Genomic DNA, 24,701 nt, shown 5'->3' with positions numbered 1-24,701 from the left:
TAAGAGCTTCCCGGGGGGCAGGGTCAAGGGGCTGACGGCGCCGAGGCACTGCGGCGGATTGCCATTGGCAGCGGCGCGTGATCAGGTTGCGCGCATGACCACACCCCGCATCATTCTGGGTGAGCCCTGTCTCGCCGAAGGGATCGACTGGCTCTCGCGCCTCGATCCGCGCTTTGCCCATGCCGCCGGACTGACCGGGATGCCGCCCTTGCGGCTGCGCCAGGACGGGTTCGAAGCGCTGCTGGATGCGATCATCTCGCAGCAGGTCTCGGTCGCTTCGGCCACAGCGATTCGCGCGCGGATGGCGGCGGCGGGCTATCTCGATGAGAACCGCATTGACGCGGCCGGCGAAGAGGATCTGCGCGCGGCCGGGCTGTCGCGACAAAAGGCGCGCTATGCCAAAGCGCTGGCGGCGGCGCGGCTGGATTATGCGGGGCTCAGGCAGGCGCCGACCGATGGGGTGATTGCAACGCTGGTGGCGCTGCCCGGGATCGGACGCTGGACCGCCGAGATCTATGCGATGTTCGCGCTTGGCCATGCCGATGTCTTCGCGCCCGGGGATCTGGCCTTGCAGGAATCCGCACGCCGGCTGTTTGGCCTCGACGAACGCCCCTCCGAAAAGGATCTCCGCGCCATGTCACTCGCCTGGGCGCCCTGGAGATCGGTTGCGGCACGGCTTTTGTGGTCCTACTACCGGGTGGACAGGGGCCGTGAAGGGATCATGGGATGAGAGAGCTGAAATTCGGACGCAAGGGTGCAGCGCAGGGTCGGGCGAAATCGCTGATCGTGTTCCTGCATGGGTACGGCGCCGACGGAAATGACCTTCTGGGCCTTGCCGATGCGCTGGCGCCGCATCTGCCGGATACGGCTTTTGCCGCGCCCGACGCGCCGGAACCCTGCGCCGGCACGCCCTTTGGCCGGCAGTGGTTCCCGATCCCATGGCTCGACGGCTCGTCCGAAGACGCGGCGCGCCAGGGGTTGCTTGCAGCGGCAGAAGACCTGAACGGCTTTCTGGATGCGAGGCTGAAGGACGAGGGGCTGGAGCCATCTGCCCTTGCGCTGATCGGGTTTTCACAAGGCGCGATGATGAGCCTGCATGTCGCCCCCCGCCGCAGCCTGCCACTGGCGGGTATTGTCGCTATTTCCGGACGCTTGCTCGCGCCGGAATTGCTCGCAGCCGAGGCGAAGGTGAAGCCCCCGGTGCTGCTGATCCATGGCGATCAGGATCCGGTGGTCCCCTTTGAGGATATGTCCCTTGCAGGAGACGCGCTGGTCGGCGCCGGATTCGAGACCTATGCGCATGTGATGCAGGGAACCGGTCACGGTATCGCACCCGACGGCCTTGGCGCGGCGCTCGGCTTCCTGAAAGAACGCCTGCCGGGGTGATTTTCACTGGTCGGGCTGGGGGCGCTGCCCCCGTCCCGTTCCGGGACTCCCCCGGGATATTTAGAGACAGATGAAATTCCTCAGCTGATTTCATCTGTCTCTAAATATCCCCGCCGGAGGCTTCCTCAATCAGCCAGACGCGCACCATTTCAATGCGGGCGCAGCGCCTCAAGCCAGGCGGCGCAGCCGGTCAGGGCGGCGTAGTCATCTTCCACCACCGAGACGCGGAAGGCATGGGTCAGCAGATCGACCCGGCGCGGTTCGCGGAACTGCGCGGCGAGGTGATGCTGTTCGAACCAGGGCGTCATCGCCCGGGCCATGCCGCCGATCAGATAGATGCCGCCCCAGGGCAGATAGCTCAGCGCCAGATCAGAGAGGAAACCGGCCAGGATATGGCTGTAAAGCCGTGCGGCATCTGCGGCGACCGGGGCTCCTGCCGCCAGCAACCCGAGGATTTCGGCAGAGGATTTCTCGTCCCGGCTGCCGGCCTGATGGCTTGCAAAACTGTAGAGATTGGCCAGGCCACGCCCGGCGAGGACTTCCTCGACGCCGCAATGTGCGACCTCACCGCGACCCTGCAGCAGCGCCTCGATGAACCGCAAAAGCGCGAGGTCTTCCTCGCTGCGGACCGGCATATTCATATGGCCGCTTTCCGAAGGCGGCACCACGCGATCGGCCCCGTGGCCATAGACCGGCGCGGCATTGACCCCGGTCCCCAGCCCCACAACCAGCATGGTCTGGCCCGGAACCGCCGCGCCGTCGATCAGCGGCCTCAGGCAATCGGGCGCGATATGGCCAAGCGCGTGCCCCTGGGCCTGGAGGTCGTTCAGGATCGAGACCCGATGCGCTCCGGTGGCGCTGCGAAGCTTGTTTTCATCCATCACCCAGTCGAGATTGGTCATGGTCGCGACCCCATCCTGCACCGGGCCGGCGGCGGCGACACAGACGCCCTCAACCGCCACGCCGGCATCTGTGAGATAGTCGCGCAGGATCGCGGCAATATCCTGGCCGCGCGCCTTATACTCTGCATTCGGAAAGCGCCGGATCGACCCTTCGACCACCTGTGACCCTTCAGCGAGGGCGACCCGCGTATTGGTGCCGCCGATATCGGCAAGGATCGCCAGGGCCATAGGTCACTCCATCACAAGACCAGACAGCGGGATATTCCCGCTGCCGTTATCGCTATCATCTGCCGATTGATACCGGGTCAGACCCGGTCACGGCAAGCCTCAGCCGCGTTTCCCGCGCGCATGGAAGATGAAACCGAGGAAATTCAGCAGCACCTGCGCCGCGAGGATCTGTGTCGAGCCGGAATGATCATAGTCCGGCGCCACCTCGACCAGGTCCATACCAACCACCTCATGGCGGTTGGCGACGGCCTGGAGCACCTCGAGCACTTCATAATAGAGGAAGCCGCCATGCGAGGGCGTGCCGGTCCCCGGGGCGATCGAGGGGCAGAAACCGTCAATGTCGATCGTCACATAGACGCGGGCATCTGCAGGGATGCGGGCCAATACGCCCTCGGTTCCCAGCTTGCGGGCCTGGCGCACCGAGATGATGTCATCACCCATCCTGCGCGCGGCATCATAGCCGTCTTTCGCGGTAGAGGACACATTGCGGATCCCGAGCGCGGTGATCCCGGTGACATAGTCCTTTTCGGCGGCGCGACGCATCGGGTTGCCATGGCCATGACGCACGCCGTGGCGGATATCGACGAAATCGAGATGCGCGTCGATTTGAAGAATATGGATCGGGCCGCGGCCTTCAAAGGCGCGGATACAGGGGATATTGATCGAATGATCGCCGCCCAGCACCACCGGCAGCGCGCCGGCATCAAGCATGGCGCGCACGCCCGCCTCGATATTGGCGTGGCTGGTTTCGGTATCGGTATGAACGATATCCGCATCTCCGATATCGACGATCCGTACATCCTCGGCCAGATAGGTCGCGTCGTCTTCGTGATCATAGGCGCCGCCCAGTCCGAAGGAAAACAGCGTCGAGGCTTCGCGGATCGCGCGCGGTCCGAAACGGGCGCCGGCGCGGAACTGTGTGCCGAAGTCGAAAGGCGCGCCCATCACGGCCACATCGGCGTCGATCTTATCCCAGTCCGGCTGGTAAGCGTTTTTGCCGAAAGTGGAAATTCCCACGAAGGGCAGGTTCAGCCGGGCGGGCTTTGCGGTGTTCGAAGTCATGGTCTCTCTCCCCGTTTTGGCGCGACATTGGTGCCGAGTTTGCGGAATGGCAAGCCCGGCCGCGACATCGGATCGCCTTGAGGCGACCGCAATTCCGCGCTTTGCTGCGCAGAGGAGGTTACCATGTCCCAGGATCCTGCAGGGCTTCGCCCCAAACGCTTTCCGGCGCCGGAGTTTCCGCCGCGCCAGACCCGGCTTTTTGCCCGGACGCCACCGGTGATTTTTACCGCGCTGGCCGGGCTGATGTCGCTGGCCCTGGTTCTGCGGGAGGTGCTGGTGGCCACCGATCTGCCGGTGGCGGCGGCAGATATGGCAGCGGGGCTCTTACTGGCCTTCTGGCTGTTCTGCATCTTCGCTCTGGCTGTGAGAATAGTCCGGCGACCTTCTGTAATCAAAGATGATTTTCGGGTTATCGTTTCCCGAAACGGGCTGTTTGCGGCAACGATTTCGGGGATGATAGCGGGCCAGCTGATCCGGCCCCTCTGGCCGGTGTCATCATTCGGACTGACCCTGGTCGCACTGGTCGCGCATCTGGTTCTGGCGCTGGTCTTTTTCACCCTGGCCTGGCGCAGGCGTCGCGAATCCGGTCCTCGTTCCTGGGCCTGGCCTGATCCGGGGATGCAGTTGATTTACGCGGGGCCATTGGTGGCGGTGCCTGCGCTGATTGGGCAAAGCTGGACCGGCGCAGCCCTTGTTCTGAGTGTGATTTGTCTGGTGCCGGCAGGTCTTGCTTTGCTGGCCGCGCTGATCGGGCTGTTGCGCGAGCAGACCCCGGCACCTCTGCGGCCAATGTTGGTGCTGCATCTGGCGCCGGTTGCGCTTTGCGCCATTGCTGCGCTTAATTTTGGTCAGGAAACCCTGGCTGCGGTTCTGGGACTGGCCGCTCTCGTCATGCTGTTCTTGATTGTTGCAGCAGCCGGCTGGCTGGGACGGGCGGGATTCACGCCGATCTGGGGCTGTGCGATCTGGCCGGTCGTCCTGGTGGCAGACAGTATGGCCCAAGGCGGCGCAACAGCGACATCCGTCGCTGTCTTGCTGGCAGTTTCTGGATTTTCAGCAGTGGTTTGCTGGCGGATCTTCAGGCTTTGGCCAAAGGGAAGGCTCGCCGATATGACCAATACCGGCGAGGCCTGATCGCTCAGATCAGGGCGACCCAGGCGCGGGCCAGGGCGAGCCCGGTTTGATCGGCGGCCGCGCCCCATTTTTCGGCCTCGGCCGGCATGTCCTGAACCCAGCCCTTGCGGGTGGCTTCGACAACCTCGGGGAATTCGCGGTTCCAGGCGGCGGCGACGTTGCGGTTCACCTCGAAATGGAACTGCATCCCGTAAGTGGCGCGACCGATCCGGAAACACTGGTTTTCCGCCATGGGGGACGAGGCCAGCCGTACCGCGCCTTCGGGCAGGGTAAAGGTGTCGGTATGCATCTGATAGATGCGGAAAGGCACGGCCGCTGCCCGCATCACCGCATCCTCCGCGGCTTCTGGCAAGGGCGTGACCTCGCACCAGCCGGCCTCGGGCGCGACACCGCGCAGGTTCTGCCCGCCAAAGGCGCGTGCAAGGATCTGCGAGCCGAGGCAGATCCCCAGAACCGGCTTATCGGCCAGGCTATAGGCGCGCATCAGATCGGCCAGCGGGTCGAGATAGGGATGGGTCTCTACGTCATCGGCATATTGTTCGCCGCCAAACACCACCAGCGCATCGGTATCGGGCGCGAGCGGCAGTGCCTCGCCATTCCGCGGCTTGATCAGGTTGATCGCGGCGCCCGCCTCATGCAGCGCGATACCGACCTGGCCGTGCTGGGTGCTGGGGGTGTTTTCGACGATGGTGACGCGCATGGGCCGGTCCCTGGGAAAGAATTATTCCTGCCATATCGTCAGGGCGCCCGCGAACAGGCAAGGGGGCAAAGCGGGTGAATGACGTATTTCACGGATCTGTTTCACAAAAGCCGGGCAGACCCCCTTGCGCAACCGGCGGGGAAGTGAAAAGGGGAACCGCCAAACGACGATCCCTGAGGAGATTCCTATGGAGATTCGCGAGGCTCTCACCTTCGACGATGTCCTGCTTGTTCCCGCGGCAAGCTCGGTTCTGCCAAGCACGGCAGATACCTCGACTTTTGTGACGAAATCCATCCGGATGAACATCCCGCTTCTGTCGAGCGCGATGGATACGGTGACCGAAGGGCGGATGGCGATTGCCATGGCCCAGGCCGGTGGCATCGGGGTGATCCACCGCAATCTTGATATCGAGGCCCAGGCCCGCGAGGTTCGCCGGGTCAAGCGGTTCGAATCTGGCGTGGTCTATGCGCCGATCACGCTGCGCGCAGATCAGACCCTGGCAGACGCCAAAGAGCTGATGGAGCGCTATAATATCACCGGCTTCCCGGTGGTGGATGGCGATAACCGCGTCGTTGGCATCGTGACCAACCGTGATATGCGCTTTGCCTCCGACGACAAAACGCCGGTCTCGGTGATGATGACTTCTGACAATCTGGCGCTCCTGCGGGAGCCGGTCGACCGTGAGGCGGCGATCAGCCTGATGAAGGCGCGCCGGATCGAAAAGCTGTTGGTCACCGATGGCGGTGGCAAACTGACCGGCCTTCTGACCCTGAAAGATACCGAGCAATCGGTCCTGAACCCCCAGGCCTGCAAGGATGATCTTGGGCGGCTTCGGGTGGCTGCGGCCTCGACCGTTGGCGAGGAAGGCTTTGCCAGATCGAAAGCGCTGATCGAGGCCGGGGTGGATATGGTGGTGATCGACACCGCGCATGGCCATTCCGAAGGCGTGGCGATCGCGGTTGAGCGGATCAAGAATTTCTCGAACGCGGTGCAGGTGGTCGCGGGCAATGTGGCGACCGGCAAGGCGACCGCCGCGCTGATCAAGGCCGGCGCGGATGCGGTCAAGGTGGGGATCGGCCCGGGCTCGATCTGCACCACGCGGATCGTCGCGGGTGTGGGCGTGCCGCAGCTGACCGCGATCATGGATTCGGCGGCAGCGGCCGGGGATATTCCGGTGATCGCCGATGGCGGCATCAAATTCTCGGGCGACTTCGCAAAGGCCATCGCGGCAGGCGCCAGCTGCGCCATGGTCGGATCGGCCATTGCGGGCACGGATGAGAGCCCGGGCGAGGTGATCCTGTGGAACGGTCGCTCGTATAAAAGCTATCGCGGCATGGGCAGCCTTGGTGCCATGGCGCGTGGCTCGGCGGATCGCTACTTCCAGAAGGATGCGGCCTCGGACAAGCTGGTCCCGGAAGGGATCGAAGGCCAGGTGCCCTATAAGGGGCCTGTTGCAACGGTGCTGCATCAGATGGTGGGCGGGCTGCGCGCCGCGATGGGCTATACCGGCAATGGCACGGTGGCCGATATGCGCAATGGCTGCGACTTTGTCCGCATCACCGGGGCAGGGCTTAAGGAAAGCCATGTCCATGACGTGCAGATCACCCGCGAAAGCCCGAATTACCGCGTCGGCTGAGCCGGAGACAGACATGTGGAAAAGGCGACCCTGCGGGGTCGCCTTTTTTCCATCCGCAGTTCAGGCCAACCTTCTGATGTCTTGCGCGGGGCTTCATAAGTTACTGATGTTCAAAATCTATTTTACGCGCGGAAAAATGGTCCGCCAGACACGTCTTCAACGCGACCAGATGATCCATTGATGGCGATGGTCTTGCCTTGGGCGCGCTTTCATCCGATCAGGACCAGGCCAGACTTATGACGTGATCCCCGTCACAGGGCCGTTCGATCACAGGAAGGAAACCGACATGCGTTCCCCGGGCCGCGCCGCCGCAGCAATCGAGATCCTCGATCAGATCCTGGCCGGAACCCCGGCCGAAAAGGCGCTGATCGCATGGGGCAGGGCCTCACGCTTTGCCGGCTCGAAAGACCGCGCAGCGGTGCGTGATCTTGTATTCGATGCGCTGCGCCAGCGGCGTTCGGCGCTTGCCATGGCCGGAGCGGGGGGGCGCACTGGAACCGATGCGGCAGCGGCCAGCGGCCGGGCACTGGTTCTGGGCATTTTGCGGCTCAGGGGCGAGGATATCGGGCTCTGGTTTGACGGTTCCGACCACGCACCGGCGCCTCTGGGCGAGACCGAGACGCCGCGTTCCGCCGAAGGGGCCGAGGCGTTTGACATTCCCGACTGGCTTGAGCCCCCGTTACGTGAAGCGCTCGGCGCCGATTTTGTGCCGGTCATGGCGGCGATGCGGCTGCGCGCGCCGGTTATCCTGCGCGTCAACACCGCCCGGATAAGCCGTGAGGCCGCCATCGCGGCGCTTGCGGCCGAAGGGATCGAGACCCTGCCGCATCCGCTGGCCGCAACCGCATTGGAGGCGCGCTCCGGCCAGCGGCTGATCGCCTCGGGCAGGGTCTTTGCCGATGGGCTGGTCGAATTGCAGGATGCCGCCTCGCAGGCGGTGGTGCTGGGTCTGCCGCTGAAAGACGGAATGAAGGTTCTGGATCTTTGTGCCGGCGGCGGCGGCAAAACCCTGGCGATGGGGGCGATGGCGCGGCTGTCGCTGACCGCCCATGACGCCAGCCCGCGCCGTATGGAAGATCTGAAAACCCGTGCCGCCCGTGCGGGTCTGCAGGTCCGACTCAGCACAAGGCCCGAGGAGGCTGCGCCCTATGATCTGGTGCTGACCGACGTTCCCTGTTCCGGCTCGGGCAGCTGGCGGCGTGACCCGGAAGGTAAGTGGCAGCTGACACCGGAGCGCCTGGCCGCGCTGACCAGCCTCCAGGCGGAAATTCTTGACCGCGCGGCGGCGATGACCGCCCCCGGCGGCTGGCTCGCCTATGCGACCTGTTCTTTCCTGCGCGCGGAAAACGAAGACCAGGTTGAGGCCTTTCTGGCCCGCCATGCCGGCTGGACCCGAGTTTCCAGCCGCCGCTACGGCCCGCTTGAGGGGGGCGACGGGTTCTTCTCGGCGCTGTTGACGCGGGACTGATCCGCCGCTTCGGTCATTTTTGCCCGCCTGAAAAGGTGGTGTCAGGGCTGCATCCTGCCCGGAAAGTGGCGCTCACGTCATCGAGGTTAAGACGACGTTAACGAATTCCGGTCTTTGCTCGCCAGGTGCAATGGTGGGGAAGCGGAGGAATGGGTGCAATCTCCGGGGTATGAAGGCGGCGGGATCCTGAACGGCGCACGCAGCCTTGCGGTTCGTGCCGGCTGGCTGGTTGCGGTCGCTGCCGTCTGCCTGGCGCTTGCAATCCTGGTGGGGGAAAGCGGCTTCCGCTTTACGCTCGCGGTGACGGGGCTGGCGCTTTTGCTGCTGACCTGCGCGCTCTGGGCGATGGCGCGGATCGCGCGGCGCGAGGAAGAGCAGATGAATGCCCGGCTGTCCCTGCTGATCGGCGAGGATGTAGCCCCCTGTTTTTCCACTGATATCATGGGGCAGATCCTGTTTCGCAACCGCGCCGCTGTTGCGCGGTTCGGCGAACAGACCCCGGCGACGCTCGCGGCACACCTGCATGAACAGATCGCCTCGCCTTCGGCGGTCATGTACCGGCTGCAATCGCGGGCGGCCCATCATGGCGGCGTGCATGAGGATATCGTGACCCGGCGCGGGCATTTGCGGCTTTCGGTCCATCGGATTGCCAGCGATAAATTCCTGTGGCGGATCGAGGAATTCGAAGATCGCAGCCCCGCCGGGCGCGGCGCCGAGGGGCTCAGCCTGCCGATGGTGGTCGCAAACCGCGCCGGAGTCGTGCTGTTTTCCAACGAGGCGATGCGCCGGGTGCTGGGCGAGCGGCCCAAACGGCTGGACCGTATCTTCCTGCAACCGAAGGTGACCAGCGGCGAAGAGGTCGAGGTTGCAACGGCCACCGGCTCGATGCGTGCCATCGTGGCCGAGCTGGACGGGCCGGGGGACCGGCGCGAGATATTTCTGCTTCCCGCGCCTGCGCAGCGCGAAGATGATACGGTGCAGGTCGATTTTGAAAACGTGCCGGTCGCGCTGATGAAGTTCGGCCTTGATGGGGGGCTGCGCCTGGCGAACAGGGCAGCGCGCGATCTCCTTGGCGAGCGCGCGGTCGAGACCTTGACCCTGCATGATTTGTTCGAAGATCTTGGCCGTCCGGTAAATGACTGGCTGGCTGATGTGATCGAACAGCGCCTGCCGGCCGGGGCCGAGATGTTGCGGCTGCGCGGCAGTTCAGGCAGCACATCGGGGGGCGGGGACGAAGAAAATTTCGTTCAGGTCCAGCTGAGCCGGTTCGTTGAAAAGGGCAGGGCGCAGGCGCTCGCGATCCTCTCAGATGTGACGGCGCTGAAGAAGATGGAGGCACAGTTCGATCAAAGCCAGAAGATGCAGGCGATCGGCCAGCTCACCGGCGGTATTGCGCATGATTTCAACAATTTGCTGACCGCGATATCCGGCCATTGCGATCTGCTTTTGCTCCGCCACGGCCATGAGGACACCGATTTCTCGGACCTGGAACAGATCCGCCAGAATGCCAATCGCGCGGCGGCACTCGTGAGCCAGCTGCTGGCATTTTCGCGCAAACAGACGCTGAAGCCAGAGCGGCTCGACCTCTCGGATGTGCTGAGTGAGGTCGCGCATCTCCTGAACCGGCTGGTTGGCGAGCGCATCACGCTGAGCCTGAAAAGCGACCCTGATCTGGGTGAGGTGCGGGCCGACAGACGGAGGCTGGAACAGGTGCTGATGAACCTGGTGGTCAATGCGCGCGATGCGATGTCGGGCAAGGGCACGATCCTGATCGAGACCGAAGATATCAGCCTCTCGCAGCCGGTCAGCCGCGACGGCGCGACGGTCCCGGCGGGTCGCTGGGCGGTGATCCGGGTTACGGATAGCGGCTGCGGCATCCCGCCTGACCGGATCGGCAAGATTTTCGAACCCTTTTTCACCACCAAACGCCCGGGCGAGGGCACCGGGCTCGGCCTCTCGACGGTGTACGGCATCGTCAAACAATCCGGCGGCTATGTCTTTGTCGAAAGCGCACCGGATCAGGGCACCACATTCGAGATTCTGTTCCCCGTCCGCGAGGGCCAGACCGCCGGGGAAATCCAGACCGAGGAGCCCGTGCGCCCGCTGATGCTGCGCAATGGCGCCGGTGTTGTGCTGCTGGTCGAGGATGAGGCGGCGGTACGCGCTTTCGCCAGCCGTGCACTGAAGATGCGAGGCTATACCGTGATCGAGGCCGCCAATGCCGAAGAGGCGCTGGATCTGTTGCAGGATCCTTCACTGGTGGTCGATATTTTCGTGACCGATGTGGTGATGCCTGGCCTCGACGGCCCGACCTGGGTAAAACGCGCGCTGGAAGACCGCCCCGATGCGAGGGTGGTCTTCGTTTCGGGCTATACCGAAGATCACCTCGCCGCCGATCAGTCACAGATCCCGAACTCGGTTTTCCTGCCGAAACCGTTCTCGCTCAATGATCTGACTGCGACGGTTCAGGGCCAGTTGCATTGATACTGGCCGGACAGGATCGATGGCCCGGATCAGGTGTCAGGCCTGTTCGGGATGTTTCAGCGTCTCATAAAGCGCGAAATCGGCTCTGGCGACCTGTTGCAGCAGCGCTTCGGTTTCCGGCGTCAGATAGGTTTCCCCGGGAGGAGAGACATTCACATGCGGCAGGATGATTTCACAGCCAAGGCGGTCTTCGAGAAAATCGATAAAGACATCAATCTCGTCATAGCGGAACAGCCGGTCTACCCCCTGACCCTGACGCGGGCGCAGGAATTTCTCCTGGGCGCCGACATCGGCAAAGGCCGGGCGCGGATCGCAGCACCAGGCCCGCACGAAATCGTCGAAACTCATGCCTTTGGTCGATTTCTCCGGATCGGTCTGATCCTCGCGCGAGCGGAACCGGTACCAGGAATTCAGCCAGTCCCGCGGCTCGCGCATCAGCGCCACAACCGTCCAGCCGGTCTTTGATGTGGCTTCGAGATAGGGGCCGACAAAGCGGCGATAGCGATGGACGGTGGTATGTTTCAGCACCGGCGGACGCTGGACCGAGACCGAGGCAAGCGATTCGAGCGCAGTCGCCAGCGAGGTCGAGCCGGTCTTTGGCGTGGCGAGCAGAACGAGCTTTTGGTCCCAGAATACCAGCACCTGCGGATACCTCTTCGGTTTTTGGCGGCTTTTTCGCTTCTAGCGCGGAATGGGGCGCTGAAAACAGCCTCACGAGGCAAAATTCCCCCTTCCGTTGTAAACCGGACGTTAAGCTTTCTGCGATCAGGATCTCTTAAAGAAATGTGTTGATATTTTCCCTGTTTGTTCTCATAAGCGACAAGAACAAAATGCAAACATGCCTCGGGATTGCCGCTCCGGCGCGGCTGTGAAATAAAGGAAAAAAGCCATGGCAACAGCCAGCCTGCTGGACTTCGGGAGCAAGAAAGACATGGATAAGCAAAAGGCGCTGGAAAGCGCCCTCCAGCAGATCGAACGGCAATTCGGCAAGGGCTCGATCATGAAGCTCGGCGCCGACAGCCCTGCGATGGAGATCGAGGCGACCTCGACCGGTTCGCTGGGTCTGGATATCGCGCTTGGAATTGGCGGCCTGCCGAAAGGGCGGATCATCGAAATTTACGGGCCGGAAAGCTCGGGCAAGACCACGCTGACGCTGCATGCCGTTGCGGAAGAGCAGAAAAAGGGCGGCGTCTGCGCTTTTGTGGATGCGGAACACGCGCTGGACCCGAGCTATGCCAAAAAGCTCGGCGTCAATCTTGATGAACTCCTGATCTCGCAGCCCGATACCGGCGAGCAGGCGCTTGAGATTGTTGATACCCTGGTGCGCTCCGGCGCGGTTTCGATGATCGTGGTCGACTCGGTCGCCGCGCTGACGCCGAAGGCGGAACTTGAGGGCGATATGGGCGACGCGACGGTCGGCGCCCAGGCCCGTCTGATGAGCCAGGCGATGCGCAAACTTACCGCCTCGATCGGCAAATCGAACTGCATGGTGATCTTCATCAACCAGATCCGCATGAAGATCGGTGTGATGTTCGGCTCGCCCGAAACCACCACCGGTGGCAATGCGCTGAAATTCTACGCCTCTGTCCGGCTCGATATCCGCCGCATCGGCGCGATCAAGGACCGCGAAGAGGTGGTCGGCAACTCGACCCGCGTGAAAGTGGTCAAGAACAAGGTGGCGCCGCCGTTCAAGCAGGTCGAATTCGACATCATGTATGGCGAGGGGATCTCGAAAACCGGTGAGCTGGTGGATATCGGCGTCAAGGCCGGCGTGGTCGAGAAGTCGGGCGCCTGGTATTCTTACGGTGATGAGCGGATCGGCCAGGGGCGTGAAAACGCCAAAACCTTCCTGAAGAACAACCCGGCCACCGCCCATGCGATTGAAGAAAAGATCCGGGCGGCCAATGGGCTTGATTTCCACATGTCCCCCGAGGAAAGCGTTGTCGAGGATGACGCCTGATCCGACAGCTGGCTGGATTTGAGGTCTGGGTCTGAGATGGCGGTCTGGACCTGGCCATAAGAAGATGGCCGGAAGCCCTGAGACTCTGCTGCTGCCGGTTTCCCGGACACGAAGATAAGATCGTGACGGGCAAACCGGAGCGGGCTTATGACGAGCCGGAAGTCAGGCTGTGCGCTCAGGAACTGTGCGGTCCTGCTGGCGACCGGGGGCAGTATCGCCGAGACACAGACCGGGTGCGCCCCCGATATGAATGCGCGCGGCGGCAGTGGAGGCAAGTGCTGGCAGCGAGGCCTTGCGCAGCACTTACGGGAAACGGGCAGATATGCGATGACCCGGTCGCGTGCGGAGTTTGAGACGCCTTGAAAAATAGGGCGTTGGGTTACGCCGGTCAGGGTAACGGCTCCGCCCCGAGTGTCAGGCGGTGTCCTGTAACCAGGGATCTTTCGGGGCTCTGTCTTCAGGCTCAGAGCCACTGAATAGGGATAGTCGCGGGGCAGGCCTGACAGGTCCATGTCCCGCTGGAAATATTGCCGGTGGGGGCGGTTGGTGGTCTCGTTGCTGCCACACAGGCAGGGAGTTTTCTGGTCGCTGAAACAGCCTGCGAAATTTGTTGCCAGGGCGAGGTGACATAGGGATTACTCGACGGAGGAATGCCTGCCCGGCGCCGCGCTCCAAGAACTGAGACGCCATCAATCCCTGTGGCAAGCGACCGACCTTGCGCACCAGGGCCTCGACGATACTGCGCGGCTCCCTACTGCCGACCCGCACCGGCATGACAAAGCGGGATCGGCGCTCAACCCGTATGGCAATGTGGCTGCAGCGCGTGCCGCTCTACAGGTCCCCTTTCAATGGCACGGCGCGGTCCTCGCTTCCGGCTGGGCGTTTCCTGATCCACATCTCGCCGATGATCTGCCCCCGGATCTGCTCCCTGGGTCAGCTCTCTGGTCTGACCTGCAGTGCCGGCACGGCATTTCTGCCGGGCAGCAGCGAGGCTGGATCGAATTAAGCTGGGCTGTGTTGGGGGGGGCGTGCAGCAGTCAGATCATCCCCGCCTTTTCAGGTGACCGGAACGGATAGCCGGGGGAAAGTCCCGCATGAGAAGCGCAGAGGATGTAAGGGCAAATGAACCATACGATCGGAATCGATATCGGAAAAGACGCTGGCAGCGGCGTCCATTGCCATGGTCAAGGTGAGCCTGCGGCAGGCACGACGCTTTGCCGAAGCCATCGATCTCCTTACCAGGGCGGACCGGGTGGATGCAGCGATTCCGGCTCACCCCATCGCAACGCTTTGACATCCTGACCAGCATTCCGGGGATCGGGGAGATCGCAGCCTACGCATGCTGTTAGAGATGCAGGAACCCCGGCAGTCGGAGGCCAGACAGGCGGCAGCCCTGACGGGCCGCTCAGTGAAGGGCTCTTTACATGCTCGCTCCCGTCGCCACGCGCGCCAACGCGCCACTCTGGGAAAAATACCGGAAGCTGCATGCAGGCGGGAAAGCCGCGAAAATCGCCATCACCGCGGTCATGCGAAAGCTGAATGTCCTGGCCAACGCGCTCCTGCGCGACAACCGAAACTGGATATCAAATGCCTCTTGCTGACAACTGGTACTATTGCCGCGGCCGCTCGCGCGCCTGGCCGTGACGATGCCACAGAGCGCGGGATCAGTCGCAAACAGACAGAGCCTCGGGTGGCAGGGTCTTTTGCGATAAGCGCCCGAGGCCCGGGACGGCCGATACCGCCGTCGGTTCCGGTGCGTGGATCCCCGCTGGCGACTGATCGTCGATTCTCCCAGCTTCAGATCACGCGGCAGGCCTGCCAGGCGCACACCCGATTTCGCTGTGCATCACACTGGCCTTCTACCGCTGCCACAGCCCGACCTTATGGTCGGTCGATACTCCCCGACGCACCTGTCGCGTCATCGGTACTCTGCCTCAGAACACAAGAATATGCGTAATGTTGTCCTGACCGGGCGAACCCACCGTTGCCTTTCTCCGGAGGATCCCGCTCCTCCGTGACCCGCGCAAAATTACATTTGAACCCGCGGATCGCGTCTGCCTGCGCATCGTCCTGTCAGGTCACCTTCGGTTGCCGCGAGAATTGCTTTTATCTGGTGCAAATCGACCTGGTGTTGATGCCAGCGCTCCGGAACCAAGGGCATTCAACAGGAGAGGAGATCGCGCGACAGAACCGACGCAGGGTCTCACGCGGGATGAAAGGCAGCCAGACAGGCCTGAAGACAGGCGGCCTTCCTGGCCTGCACAGGTTTCACCCATAGAACGGTTCCGAGCTGCTTCGTCCTGTCTTCATCTCAACAGCCAAATCCCGGCGGTTGCGATGGCCGGGTCAACCCGCCCAGTTTACGGGCTATGAGCTTCCCGCTGACCCGCAAACCCATGGCTGACACGGCACCAGAAAGCATCTTCGCAACGCAGAAGGCCGAAGGGGCGGCCAGCAGGCTCTGTCAAACCCGCAAGGAAGCAGGTACCAAGAACTGCGACTTCGCTGGGCGCGTCTGCAAATCGCGCCGAAGACACCCGTGCCGGTCGTGCGCGGGGCAATGTAGTTTGAGGCCCGCGATATACCAGCTTCACCTGCTTTCCCCGATACCGGCATCCGCTCACTTGCGGCCTTTTTTCGGTCCCGATGCATCCCACCGTGGACAGGGGGGGAAGGCGCCGTTACATGGAAGGCCGAAAACTGATCATCCTCCATGAAGAGGCCCGGCCATGGCGTCGCTGAATGACATCCGCACCACCTATCTCGACTTCTTTAAGAAGAACGGGCACCGCGTTGTGGAAAGCTCGCCGCTGGTGCCGCGCAACGACCCGACGCTGATGTTCACCAATTCGGGCATGGTGCAGTTCAAGAACCTGTTCACCGGCACCGAGCACCGCGACTACAAGCGTGCCACCACCGCGCAGAAATGCGTGCGGGCGGGCGGGAAACACAATGATCTCGACAATGTCGGCTATACCGCGCGCCATCATACCTTCTTTGAAATGCTGGGGAATTTCTCTTTCGGCGATTATTTCAAAGATCAGGCCATCGCTTTCGCCTGGGAGCTGCTGACGAAAGATTTTGGCCTCACGAAAGACAAGCTGCTGGTCACGATCTACCATACCGATGACGAGGCGGCGGATATCTGGAAGAAGGTCTCGGGTCTGTCGGATGACCGTATCATCCGCATTGCCTCGGATGATAATTTCTGGCGCATGGGGCCGACCGGGCCCTGCGGCCCCTGCACCGAGATTTTCTACGACCACGGTCCTTCGATCTGGGGTGGCCCGCCCGGTTCGGCGGATGAGGATGGCGACCGTTTCATCGAAATCTGGAACAACGTTTTCATGCAAAACGAGCAGTTCGAGGATGGCACGATGCGCCCGCTCGACATGCAGTCGATCGATACCGGCATGGGGCTGGAGCGGATCGGCGCGCTGCTGCAGGGCAAGCACGACAATTATGACACCGATCTGATGCGGAGCCTGATCGAGGCCTCGGCACATGTGACCTCGTCTGACCCCGATGGCACCGGCAAAGTGCATCACCGGGTGATAGCGGACCATCTGCGCTCGACCTCGTTCCTGATCGCGGATGGGGTGATGCCCTCCAATGAAGGGCGCGGCTATGTGCTGCGCCGCATCCTGCGCCGTGCGGCGCGCCATGCGCATATGCTGGGCGCCAAGGATCCGGTGATGCACCGCCTGGTGCCGGCACTGGTGCGGCAGATGGGCGCGGCCTATCCGGAACTGACCCGTGCCCAGAGCCTGATCGAGGAAACGCTGAAGCTGGAAGAGACCAAATTCGGCCAGACCCTGGATCGCGGGCTGAAACTGCTGGACGAAGAACTTGGCCGTATCCCGGAAGGCGCCGATCTGCCCGGGAGCGCCGCGTTTAAGCTTTACGACACCTATGGCTTCCCGCTGGACCTGACCCAGGACGCGCTGCGCGAGATGGGCCGCAATGTCGATGTGGCCGGTTTCGAGGCCGCCATGGCCGAACAGCGCCAGAAAGCCCGCGCCGCCTGGTCCGGCACCGGCGAGGCCAAGGACGCGAAGATCTGGTTCGAACTGGCTGAATCGAAAGGCGTAACCGAGTTTCTCGGCTATGAGACCGAGGCCGCAGAAGGTGTTGTTCAGGCGCTTGTGCGCGATGGGGCCGAGATGGGCGCGGCACAGACCGGCGAGGCCGTGCAGGTCGTCGTCAACCAGACCCCGTTCTATGCCGAAAGCGGCGGTCAGGTCGGCGATACCGGCTTTATCCGCACCGATACCGGCGTGGTTGAGGTGACGGATACCAAAAAGGCGGCCGGCATCTTCATCCATATCGGCAAGGTGGTCGAGGGTGGCATCTCGCGGGGGCAGCCCGCGCGGCTTGAAGTTTCGCATGCCCGCCGTTCGGCGATCCGCGCGAACCATTCGGCCACCCATCTTCTGCATGAAGCGCTGCGCGCGGCCCTTGGGGATCACGTGGCGCAAAAGGGCTCGCTTAATGCGCCCGACCGGCTGCGGTTTGACTTCTCGCATGGTCAGGGGCTGAGTGCTGCCGAACTGGCGCAGGTCGAGGCCGAGGTGAATGACTATATCCGCCAGAACACCGCCGTTGAGACCCGGATCATGACGCCGGATGACGCGCGCGGCATCGGCGCCCAGGCGCTCTTTGGCGAGAAATATGGTGATGAGGTCCGCGTCGTTTCGATGGGTCAGCTTGCCGCTTCGGGCAAGGGGGCCGATGGGGCGACCTATAGTCTCGAACTTTGCGGCGGTACGCATGTCAGGCGCACCGGCGATATCGGGGCCTTCGTGCTTTTGGGCGATTCCGCGTCTTCGGCCGGCGTGCGCCGGATCGAGGCGCTGACCGGAGATGCGGCGCTCGCACATCTGCGTGCCCATGAGCAACGCCTTGCAGAGGTCGCCTCGGTTCTGAAAGCACCGGTCGCTGAGGTGGTCGAAAGGGTGCGCGCGCTGGCCGAAGAGCGCAGGACCCTCACGAATGAAGTCGCCACCCTTCGGCGGGAGCTTGCGATGGGCGGTGGCGGCTCTGCTGGCCCGGAAGCCAAAGAAATCAACGGCGTGAAGCTGATTGCTCAGGTGTTGAAAGGCGTTTCGGGCAAGGACCTTCCGACCCTGATCGATGAGATGAAAACCCGCATCGGTTCGGGTGCGGTGCTGCTGATTGCCGATACCGGCGCGAAACCGGCGGTGGCAGCAGGCGTGACCCAGGATCTTACCGGCAAAGTCTCGGCCGTGGATCTGGTCAAGGCGGCAGCGGCAGCGCTTGGCGGCAAAGGTGGCGGCGGTCGCCCGGATATGGCTCAGGCCGGCGGCAATGACATTGCCGGCGCCGAGGCTGCGATCACGGCGGCCGAAGCCGTGCTGAGGGGCTGAGCCATGCCCGCAGCCTATTGGATCGCCCATGTCCATGTGACCGATGCCGAAGCCTATGCGCGCTATGCCAAAGGCGCGACCGAGGCGATTGAGGCGCATGGTGGCAGCTTCCTCGCAAGAGGTGGCCGCTATGTGCAGCTTGAAGGCAATGACCGCGCGCGCAATGTTCTGGCGCGTTTCCCCGATCTCGAGACGGCGGTCGCCTGCTACAATTCGCCCGCCTATCAGGCTGCGCTGGATCACGCCCGCGGCGCTGCGGTCCGTGATCTCGTCGTGGTCGAAGCGGCAGAGTAGCCGCCGAATCTCTAGGCAATTCTCTGCTTTTGGTAATCTTTCGTGAACGGCCCGGGGCTTATCATGCCCCGGGCCTTTCGCTATTCTGGCACAAAATGGCAAAGTGGGGCAGTAACCCGCGATCGGGCAGAGGACAGTGATCATGTGTCGTTGGGCGGCCTATACGGGCGAGCCGATTTTTCTTGAAGATATCGTTTCACGCCCCGGTCATTCGCTGATCCATCAAAGCCATGGCGCCACCCAATGCCGCACCGCGATAAATGCCGACGGGTTCGGGATCGCCTGGTATGGGGATCGGCCTGAACCCGGGCTTTACCGCGATGTCATGCCCGCCTGGTCAGATCCGAACCTGAAAAGCCTCACGGCCCAGGTGAAATCAGGTCTTTTCCTCGCCCATGTCCGCGCCTCGACCGGCACCGCCACCAGCCGCAACAATTGCCACCCCTTCACCGCCGGACGGTGGAGTTTCATGCATAACGGCCAGGTCGGCGGCTATGATGCCTTCCGTCGCGATGCCGAAATGCTGATCCCCGAAGGGCTTTACCCGCAACGTAAGGGCGCCACCGACAGCGAAGCGCTCTTCCTTGTAGCCCTCGCCGAAGGCCTCGAAACCGATCCGCGCACAGCGCTTGAACGCGCCTGCGCCCGCTTCATCTCGCTTGCCCGCCGCAAAGGCGCAGCGCCCTTTCTCAGGATGACCGCCGCGCTGTCAGATGGTGAAACACTTTATGCGGTGCGCTATGCCAGCGATGAGCTGGCACCCTCGCTCTGGTATCGCTGGTCCGACAGCCGCAAAGGCATGGCCGTCGTCTCAGAGCCGCTCGAGGCCGAAGAGGGCGACTGGACCGAAGTCCCGGCCAATTCCTTCTGCACCTTCAGCGCCGTCGATGTCAGAACCCAACCCTTCCTGCCCTGCAGCCTCAAAGAAGCCGCATAGAAAAAGGGCACCCAAAGCAGGTGCCCTTTCCTTTTAATGAAAACACATCCACGGGGATGTGGGGGGTGAAACCCCCGGCTCCTCCGTCAGCCTGATCAGTCCAGCGCCTTGAAGTTCAGCGCCGCGCCTTCTTTGATCCCCGAGAACCAGCGCGCCGTCACCGTCTTTGTCTTGGTGTAGAAACGCAGCGCATCCGGGCCATATTGGTTCAGGTCACCGAAGGACGACTTCTTCCAGCCGCCAAAGGTATAGTAGCTCAGCGGCACCGGGATCGGGAAGTTCACGCCCACCATCCCGACATTGACCCGGCTTGCAAAGTCACGCGCCGTGTCGCCATCGGCGGTGAAGATCGCCGTGCCATTGCCGTATTCATTGTCGATCACCAGTTGCAGCGCATCCTCATAGGTCTCGGCGCGCACCTGGGTCAGAACCGGCCCGAAGATCTCCTGCTTGTAGATCTCCATATCGCGGGTCGCATGGTCAAAGAGCGACGGGCCGACGAAGAAGCCGTTCTCATAGCCCTGCAGGCTGAAATTCCGGCCATCGACGACCAGTTTCGCGCCCTGTTCCACACCTGAATCGATCAGGCCACGGATCCGCTGTGCCGAGGCCGAGGTAATGACCGGTCCGAAATCGACATCATCACCGGCGGTATAAGGGCCGACTTTCAGCTTTTCGATGCGCGGCACCAGCTTTTCGATCAGCGCATCGGCGGTTTCCTTACCGACCGGCACCGCGACCGAGATCGCCATGCAGCGTTCGCCAGCCGCGCCGAAACCAGCCCCGATCAGAGCATCTGCCGCCTTGTCGAGATCGGCGTCGGGCATGATGACCATATGGTTCTTCGCGCCGCCAAAGCATTGCGCGCGTTTGCCATTGGTCGCGGCACGGCCATAGATGTACTGCGCAATCGGGGTCGAGCCGACGAAACCGACCGCCTGGATCACCTCGTGATCAAGGATCGCATCGACGATTTCCTTGTCGCCATTCACCACCTGCAAGACGCCGTCGGGCAGGCCTGCTTCTTTCAGGAGTTCCGCAAGGTAAAGTGCGGTCGAGGGGCAACGCTCGGACGGCTTCAGGATCATCGCATTGCCCGCGACCAGAGCCGGAGCCATTTTCCACAGCGGGATCATTGCGGGGAAGTTGAAGGGCGTGATGCCTGCGACAACGCCGAGCGCCTGACGCATCGAATAAATATCGATCCCCGGGCCAGCGCTGTCGGTATATTCGCCCTTCAGAAGCGCAGGCGCGCCCATGCAGACCTCGACAACTTCCAGACCGCGCTGCACATCGCCTTTCGCATCCGGAATGGTCTTGCCATGCTCGCGCGACACGAGTTCTGCGAGCTTTTCCATGTCGCGGTTGATGAGCGCCGCAAAGGCCATCATCACACGGGCGCGGCGCTGCGGGTTGACCGCCTGCCATTTCAGCTGTGCCGCTGCTGCCGACTGGATGGCAGCGTCAAGCTCTGCCGGCGTGGCCAGCGCAAGGCGCGCCTGGACTTCGCCGGTGGCGGGGTTGAAGACATCAGTGAAGCGGCCCGACGTGCCCTTCACCAGCTTGCCGTCGATCCAGTGACCGATCTCAGCGACCATGGCAGAACCTCCCATATGGAATTGCATATACCGCTTTTACCCTTGCGAATTCGCGGATCAAAGCGCCAATAGACCAAAGGCGTTTTGCATTTTTGCAAAAGGGTGCGGAGAGGCGGGGACGGAATGGATTGGGACGATCTCAGGATATTTCTCGAAGTTGCGCGCCATGAAAGCCTGTCTGGCGCCGGCAAGCGGCTCAAGATCGATGCGGCGACGGTCGGGCGGCGGGTACAGCGCTTTGAAGAGGCGCTTGGCCAGCGGCTTTTTGCCCGCAGCCCGCAGGGCTATCAGCTGAGCCAGGCCGGAGAGCGGCTTTTGCCGGCTGCCGAACGTGCCGAGGCGGCGATGCTGGCAGCGGGCGAGGCGCTGAGTGGCGACAGGCCGGGGCAGGGGCTGACCGGGCTGATCCGGCTTGGCGCCCCCGATGGCTGCGCCAATTACCTGCTGCCGCCGGTGATCGCGCGGATCTGCGACCAGAATCCGGGGCTCGAGGTGCAGCTGGTGGCGCTGCCGCGCGTCTTTAACCTTTCGAAACGCGAGGCCGATATGGCCATTGGCGTCTCGCGGCCTGAAACCGGGCGTCTCACGGTGCAGAAGCTGACTGATTACCGGCTGGTGCTGGCGGCATCCGAGGCCTGGCTCGCGCGCAACCGCGAACCGCAGGATCTGGCCGATCTGCGCGATCTGCGATTCGTCGGCTATATCCCGGATCTGATTTTCGACAAGGAACTGGACTATCTGGCCGAGCTTGGTGCGCCCCAGGTGGCGATTTCTTCTAACTCGGTCTCGGTGCAGCTGAATTTTCTGCGCCAGGGGGCGGGCATCGGCATTGTTCACGATTTTGCCCTGCCGGCGGCGCCCGAACTCCGGCAGCTCCTGTCCGATAAGGTAGGGCTGACCCGGTCGTTCTGGCTGATCCGTCACGCCGATGACGGGCGGGTTCAGCGGTTGAACCGCTTTGCGCAAAGCCTTGTGCGCGAGACCAGGATCGAGATGACCAGGCATGAAAAGACCGCAGCAACTGGCACTTACGGCCACGGGGCTTGACAGAATCCTGTGGCTCAAAGACCCTTCCTCTGACAGACGCGGGAAAGTGAGGAACAGCCCATGCTTGTCAGCCAGATCCTGAAGACAAAACCGGCAGGGGTGATCACGATTGCCCCCGAGGCCACTGTTGCCGAAGCTGCCGCATTGCTGTCCGAGAAACGGATCGGGGCGATCATCGTCTCATCCGACGGCAAGACGGCCCTCGGGATTCTTTCCGAGCGCGATATCGTCCGTGAACTGGGGCGCACCGGCGTGACCTGCCTTTCGGCAAGGGTGACCGAGCTGATGACGTCAAAGCTCGTCTCCTGTACCAGCGGCGATCTGAATATGGATATCCTGCAAACCATGACCGATGGCCGGTTCCGCCATATGCCGGTGATCGAAAATGGCGAGATGCTGGCGATCATCACCCTGGGCGATGTGGTGAAGGCGCGACTGCAGGAGCTGAATGCTGAGAAAGATGCCCTTGAAGGCATGATCATGGGTCATTGACCACAGTGACCACTGCGCCGGCTTTTGCTGCGCTGCGGCGGTTTTGATCTTGCGCAGGCGCAGGCAATATTGTTGCGTGCGCCTGCAGCGGAGGGATCAGGGAGGATTTACCCATGCGCATCGGCCTTTATCCGGGCACCTTTGATCCGGTAACGCTGGGGCATACCGATATCATCCGGCGGGCGATGGTGCTGGTTGACCGGCTGGTGATCGGGGTGGCGATCAACCGGGACAAGGGGCCCCTGTTCAGCCTGGATGACCGGGTTGCGATGCTGCGCGCGGAATGTGCCGCGATCACTGACATCACCGGCGGTGAAATTCTGGTGCATCCGTTCGAGAATCTGCTGATCGACTGCGCCCGCGATGTGGGGGCGAATGTGATCGTGCGCGGGCTCAGGGCCGTGGCGGATTTCGAGTATGAATTCCAGATGGTCGGGATGAACCGGGCACTGGACGATTCTGTCGAGACGGTCTTCCTGATGGCGGATGCGCGCCGCCAGGCGATTGCCTCGAAACTGGTGAAAGAGATCGCCAGACTGGGCGGCGATGTGAGCCGGTTCGTGCCGGCCCCGGTCGCCACGGCCCTGAAGGCGAAATACGGCTGAACAAGAAGCCGATTTCTTGAAAGAAATCGGCGCGGATTTTCTGAAAAATCCGCGCCCTTTGCAATCCGGGAAGGCCTGACCGGTGTCAGATCAGCTTGCCCATCGCGACGGCGGTATCCGCCATCCGGTTCGAGAAGCCCCATTCATTGTCATACCAGCTCAGGACAGAGACCATGGTTCCGTCCATCACCTTGGTCTGGTCGATATGGAAGATCGACGAATGCGGGTCATGGTTGAAGTCTGAAGAGACATTCTTGAACTTCGTATAGCCCAGGATGCCTTTCAACGGGCCGTCCGCCGCCGCGATGATGGCATTGTTGATCTCTTCGACCGTAGTCGCGCGTTTCGCGATGAATTTCAGGTCAACGACCGAGACATTCGGGGTCGGCACACGGATCGCGAAGCCGTCCAGTTTGCCCTTCAGCTCGGGCAGGACCAGACCCACGGCCTTTGCCGCACCGGTCGAGGTCGGGATCATCGAGAGTGCCGCGGCGCGGGCGCGGTAGAGATCCTTATGCATCGTGTCCAGCGTCGGCTGGTCGCCGGTATAGGAGTGGATCGTCGTCATCATGCCTTTTTCGATGCCGATGGCATCATGCAGCACTTTTGCCACCGGCGAGAGGCAGTTGGTGGTGCAGCTGGCATTCGAGACGATCAGGTCTTCTGCGGTCAATGTGTCGTCATTCACGCCGAAGACGATGGTCTTGTCGGCATCCTCTCCCGGGGCCGAGATCAGAACGCGCTTTGACCCGTTTTCCAGATGTGCCTGGCATTTCTCTTTCGAGGTGAAGATGCCGGTGCATTCCAGAACAACATCGACATCCGACCAGGGCAGTTCAGCCGGATTGCGCAGTGCGGTCACCCGGATCGGGCCGCGGCCGACATCGATCCAGTCCGGACCGGTCGTCACTTCGGCCGGGAAACGGCCATGAACCGAGTCAAAGCGCAGCAGATGCGCATTGGTCTCGACGGGGCCGAGATCGTTCAGCGCCACCACTTCGATATCGGTACGTCCCGATTCGATGATCGCGCGCAGGATATTGCGCCCGATGCGGCCGAACCCATTGATTGCAACCTTGACAGCCATGACCTTCCTCCGGTGCTGCGGTGTCTTTTGCGCTTTCAAAGCTGAGAGCGCCCTCATGCCGGCACGATGATGCCGGACTGCTAGCGCTAACAACCGCAGAACGCGCGGAAATGCAATCGAATCCTGCCAGCATCAGCGCCAGAATTGAACCCAGTCGACAAGATGGAGGAATTTTTTCGCCAGAAACATCAGGATCTGCCCCTGAGTGAGGAGCAGATCCAGGCCGATTGCCACAGCCAGCGTCAAAGCGATGTAGAGTGCGACACGATCCGTCACGCGAAATCCCCGGGTTTG

The 24,701-nt window shown here is 62.4% G+C and carries 19 protein-coding genes and 1 pseudogene; 13 read left to right on the top strand and 7 right to left on the bottom strand.

Going from position 1 to position 24,701, the window contains the following annotated elements; translation table 11 throughout:
* Positions 1-94 precede the first annotated feature (94 nt).
* The gene (locus M3484_RS02395) at positions 95-730 is read left to right on the top strand and encodes a DNA-3-methyladenine glycosylase family protein (protein ID WP_249495602.1); all 636 of its coding nucleotides are present in this window, start codon (positions 95-97) and stop codon (positions 728-730) included.
* Positions 727-1,386, top strand: coding sequence for an alpha/beta hydrolase (locus tag M3484_RS02390; RefSeq protein ID WP_249495601.1), 660 nt, complete (start codon positions 727-729; stop codon positions 1,384-1,386). The genes M3484_RS02395 and M3484_RS02390 overlap by 4 nt, the downstream gene beginning before the upstream one ends.
* Before the next feature lie 149 nt (positions 1,387-1,535).
* Here M3484_RS02390 and M3484_RS02385 read toward each other — a convergent pair whose 3' ends face one another.
* Together M3484_RS02385 and speB are read right to left on the bottom strand one after the other, a co-directional pair.
* The gene (locus M3484_RS02385) at positions 1,536-2,516 is read right to left on the bottom strand and encodes a glucokinase (protein WP_249495600.1); all 981 of its coding nucleotides are present in this window, start codon (positions 2,514-2,516) and stop codon (positions 1,536-1,538) included.
* Between the two features lie 99 nt (positions 2,517-2,615).
* A complete protein-coding gene (gene speB, locus M3484_RS02380) occupies positions 2,616-3,578 on the bottom strand; it encodes an agmatinase (protein ID WP_092897561.1) in 963 nt (320 codons plus the stop codon).
* A gap of 123 nt (positions 3,579-3,701) precedes the next feature.
* Here speB and M3484_RS02375 point away from each other — a divergent pair, with 123 nt between their 5' ends.
* Positions 3,702-4,712 (top strand): TDT family transporter, encoded by a 1,011-nt coding sequence (locus tag M3484_RS02375; protein ID WP_249495599.1) that lies wholly within the window; start codon positions 3,702-3,704, stop codon positions 4,710-4,712.
* A 4-nt stretch (positions 4,713-4,716) separates the two neighbouring features.
* Here the strand turns inward: M3484_RS02375 and M3484_RS02370 are convergent, their stop codons facing one another.
* Positions 4,717-5,412, bottom strand: coding sequence for a type 1 glutamine amidotransferase (locus M3484_RS02370; RefSeq protein ID WP_249495598.1), 696 nt, complete (start codon positions 5,410-5,412; stop codon positions 4,717-4,719).
* Positions 5,413-5,599: 187 nt separating this feature from the next.
* On the opposite strand from M3484_RS02370, the gene guaB reads away from it, so the two are divergent.
* The 3 genes from guaB to M3484_RS23755 all read left to right on the top strand — a co-directional run bounded on the left by guaB (position 5,600) and on the right by M3484_RS23755 (position 11,000).
* Positions 5,600-7,048: an IMP dehydrogenase gene (guaB, locus tag M3484_RS02365; protein ID WP_092897567.1), complete on the top strand. Its 1,449-nt coding sequence runs from the start codon at positions 5,600-5,602 to the stop codon at positions 7,046-7,048.
* 286 nt (positions 7,049-7,334) lie between these two features.
* On the top strand, positions 7,335-8,516 hold the full coding sequence (locus tag M3484_RS02360; protein ID WP_249495597.1) for an RsmB/NOP family class I SAM-dependent RNA methyltransferase: 1,182 nt from the start codon (positions 7,335-7,337) through the stop codon (positions 8,514-8,516).
* Positions 8,517-8,669: 153 nt separating this feature from the next.
* A complete protein-coding gene (locus M3484_RS23755) occupies positions 8,670-11,000 on the top strand; it encodes a hybrid sensor histidine kinase/response regulator (RefSeq protein ID WP_249495596.1) in 2,331 nt (776 codons plus the stop codon).
* A 36-nt stretch (positions 11,001-11,036) separates the two neighbouring features.
* Here M3484_RS23755 and M3484_RS02350 read toward each other — a convergent pair whose 3' ends face one another.
* Positions 11,037-11,642 (bottom strand): hypothetical protein, encoded by a 606-nt coding sequence (locus M3484_RS02350; protein WP_249495595.1) that lies wholly within the window; start codon positions 11,640-11,642, stop codon positions 11,037-11,039.
* Between the two features lie 247 nt (positions 11,643-11,889).
* Here M3484_RS02350 and recA point away from each other — a divergent pair.
* From recA to M3484_RS02330, 4 genes and pseudogenes are all read left to right on the top strand, one after another.
* Positions 11,890-12,897 (top strand): annotated as a pseudogene (gene recA / locus M3484_RS02345) (recombinase RecA); the annotation flags it as partial.
* 2,792 nt (positions 12,898-15,689) lie between these two features.
* The gene (gene alaS, locus M3484_RS02340; RefSeq protein WP_249495594.1) at positions 15,690-18,347 is read left to right on the top strand and encodes an alanine--tRNA ligase; all 2,658 of its coding nucleotides are present in this window, start codon (positions 15,690-15,692) and stop codon (positions 18,345-18,347) included.
* A gap of 3 nt (positions 18,348-18,350) precedes the next feature.
* Positions 18,351-18,641: a DUF1330 domain-containing protein gene (locus M3484_RS02335; RefSeq protein WP_249495593.1), complete on the top strand. Its 291-nt coding sequence runs from the start codon at positions 18,351-18,353 to the stop codon at positions 18,639-18,641.
* Positions 18,642-18,783: 142 nt separating this feature from the next.
* Positions 18,784-19,578 carry a class II glutamine amidotransferase gene (locus M3484_RS02330; RefSeq protein ID WP_092897579.1) on the top strand — a complete coding sequence of 265 codons (795 nt, stop codon included), beginning with the start codon at positions 18,784-18,786 and terminating at the stop codon, positions 19,576-19,578.
* 95 nt (positions 19,579-19,673) lie between these two features.
* On the opposite strand, the gene M3484_RS02325 is transcribed toward M3484_RS02330, so the two are convergent.
* On the bottom strand, positions 19,674-21,176 hold the full coding sequence (locus M3484_RS02325) for a CoA-acylating methylmalonate-semialdehyde dehydrogenase (RefSeq protein ID WP_092901667.1): 1,503 nt from the start codon (positions 21,174-21,176) through the stop codon (positions 19,674-19,676).
* Positions 21,177-21,299: 123 nt separating this feature from the next.
* Between M3484_RS02325 and M3484_RS02320 the strand changes: the two genes are divergently transcribed.
* From M3484_RS02320 to coaD, 3 genes are all read left to right on the top strand, one after another.
* Positions 21,300-22,223: a LysR family transcriptional regulator gene (locus M3484_RS02320; RefSeq protein WP_249495592.1), complete on the top strand. Its 924-nt coding sequence runs from the start codon at positions 21,300-21,302 to the stop codon at positions 22,221-22,223.
* 60 nt (positions 22,224-22,283) lie between these two features.
* Positions 22,284-22,715: a CBS domain-containing protein gene (locus tag M3484_RS02315; RefSeq protein ID WP_092897583.1), complete on the top strand. Its 432-nt coding sequence runs from the start codon at positions 22,284-22,286 to the stop codon at positions 22,713-22,715.
* A gap of 113 nt (positions 22,716-22,828) precedes the next feature.
* Positions 22,829-23,320 carry a pantetheine-phosphate adenylyltransferase gene (gene coaD / locus M3484_RS02310; protein ID WP_198838737.1) on the top strand — a complete coding sequence of 164 codons (492 nt, stop codon included), beginning with the start codon at positions 22,829-22,831 and terminating at the stop codon, positions 23,318-23,320.
* An 85-nt stretch (positions 23,321-23,405) separates the two neighbouring features.
* Here coaD and gap read toward each other — a convergent pair whose 3' ends face one another.
* Positions 23,406-24,407, bottom strand: a complete 1,002-nt coding sequence (gene gap, locus M3484_RS02305; protein WP_092897587.1) for a type I glyceraldehyde-3-phosphate dehydrogenase — start codon at positions 24,405-24,407, stop codon at positions 23,406-23,408.
* Between the two features lie 132 nt (positions 24,408-24,539).
* On the bottom strand, positions 24,540-24,683 hold the full coding sequence (locus tag M3484_RS02300) for a hypothetical protein (protein ID WP_092897589.1): 144 nt from the start codon (positions 24,681-24,683) through the stop codon (positions 24,540-24,542).
* Positions 24,684-24,701: the final 18 nt, after the last annotated feature.

It is taken from the genome of Pseudomonas sp. GX19020 (assembly GCF_023371075.1).
GTDB lineage: Bacteria > Pseudomonadota > Alphaproteobacteria > Rhodobacterales > Rhodobacteraceae > Pseudogemmobacter.
This window is presented reverse-complemented; position numbering and strand designations above follow the sequence as displayed.